We start from the raw sequence: 1,659 nt of genomic DNA, 5'->3' as shown, positions 1-1,659 counted from the left end.
GGGCATCCCTGAAGACAAGCTGGACAAGCTGTTTCAGCCCTTTTCCCAGGCAGACGGTTCCATGACCAGGAAGTATCAGGGCGCTGGTCTGGGCCTGGTCATAGTTCGACGGCTGGTCAACATGATGGACGGCAATATTTCTGTGGAAAGCGAGGTCGGCCGAGGCACCACCGTGCATGTGGTTCTGCCATTTTCCCTGCATGCGGACGAGGTGTCCGGACATGTAGCTAACAATCCCTTTGCCGAATAAGGCTGAGCTAATGCGGGCTATGCCCGCAACCCAATGAAAGAAAAGGATACTTAATCATAGCTGGGACAGTCCCCGCAACTCACACTTTGGCTTTGCCGATATTGAGGGTTACTCAGGCAAAATGCATATACCGGGGATTAGTTCCCAGCGAGGGACAGTCCCAATGCCAGGCGACCTGTCACAAAGCACTGCCACACATTTTCTTGTTTTTTATAACAGGACTACATCGGTAAGTCGCTAATACGCTGATAATCCATTACCCTGGTATGAGTAGATGAAAATAAAAAACATAACTGAAAAATTATCAACAATATTAAGGTTTTCCTCCGGAAACACCTTAGAAAGCCAAAAGCGTGAGAGTAATCTAACGACATTAGGGGCAGCCTTGTTTGCAGTTCTCCTGTGTTTATTCGTACTGATCGGAGCGCTGCTTGTCCGCTTTGAATCTGATCGCCACAAGCAGCAGGAGGTGGAACGCGTGCAGCAGGTATTGGACGGCATGAAGGCCTCCCTGACGTCCCGGCTGCACGCCAACATCTATAAAGTCTCCGCCGTGAAAGCCCTGGTGGCCATGAATCCCGATCTGACCCAGGATGATTTTGCCCGGGCCATGGAGGTCCAGTTTCGCGGGGAAAACGATTTGCGGAACATCGGCCTTGCACGGGACATGGTCATTCAGTTCATGTACCCCATCGAAGGTAACGAAGCAGCCGTCGGCCTGGACTACAGGACGCTTCCCGACCAGTTTGAGGCCGTGGATCTGGCTCGAAAGGTCAACGAAATCGTGCTCGCCGGTCCTCTGGCGCTTGTCCAGGGTGGAGAGGGAATTGTCGCCCGCATTCCCATCTCCAGAAGGGACGAAAGCACAGGCCGGGAGACATTTTGGGGTATGGCCTCGGTGGTCATGAACAGTGACGAAATTTTTGCCGGAGCAGGAATACGGGAAGAGCAGGATGATCTGCGCATCGCCATAAGGGGCCGGGACGCTCTCGGGGCCGGGGGTGATGTATTTTTCGGCGATCCCCAGGTTTTTGAAAATGCTCCGCTGACCAGGGTGGTGGAACTCCCCTACGGAAGCTGGCAGATTGCGGCTATACCCTTTGCTGGATGGCTTTCCTCCGGGATAGTCTTTACACCGCTGATGTGGGTCTATGTTATTGGAGCCGGCACGATTCTTTCTTTTACCGCCCTTATCGTTTTCCTGCTGCATAAAAGAGAACGGATTGAAAATGAGCGAAACATCCTGACCCGCAGTCTTGAAGTTTTTTTGAAACAGACAACTGACTTTGTATATTACAAGGATATCAACAGCAGATTCATTTTCTGCAGTCAGACGCTTGCTGATATCACAAACCACGCGCACTGGAGGGAAATGATAGGCAAGCACGATTTTGAGGTATTTCCTCATG

2 protein-coding genes are annotated in these 1,659 nt (G+C 51.5%); both read left to right on the top strand.

Annotated features, from left to right (window positions below):
* Positions 1 to 250 (top strand): ATP-binding protein (locus D5S03_RS03450; protein ID WP_287042682.1); only part of this gene is annotated, 250 nt, incomplete at its 5' end.
* Positions 251 to 728: 478 nt separating this feature from the next.
* Positions 729 to 1,659, top strand: a 931-nt coding sequence (locus tag D5S03_RS03445; protein ID WP_287042681.1) for a CHASE domain-containing protein, incomplete at its 3' end; no start/stop codon positions are given.

The organism is Desulfonatronospira sp. MSAO_Bac3 (assembly GCF_003838035.1).
Lineage (GTDB): Bacteria > Desulfobacterota > Desulfovibrionia > Desulfovibrionales > Desulfonatronovibrionaceae > Desulfonatronospira > Desulfonatronospira thiodismutans.
The sequence above is the reverse complement of the archived record's forward strand: the minus strand, read 5'-3'. Positions and strand labels throughout refer to the sequence as shown.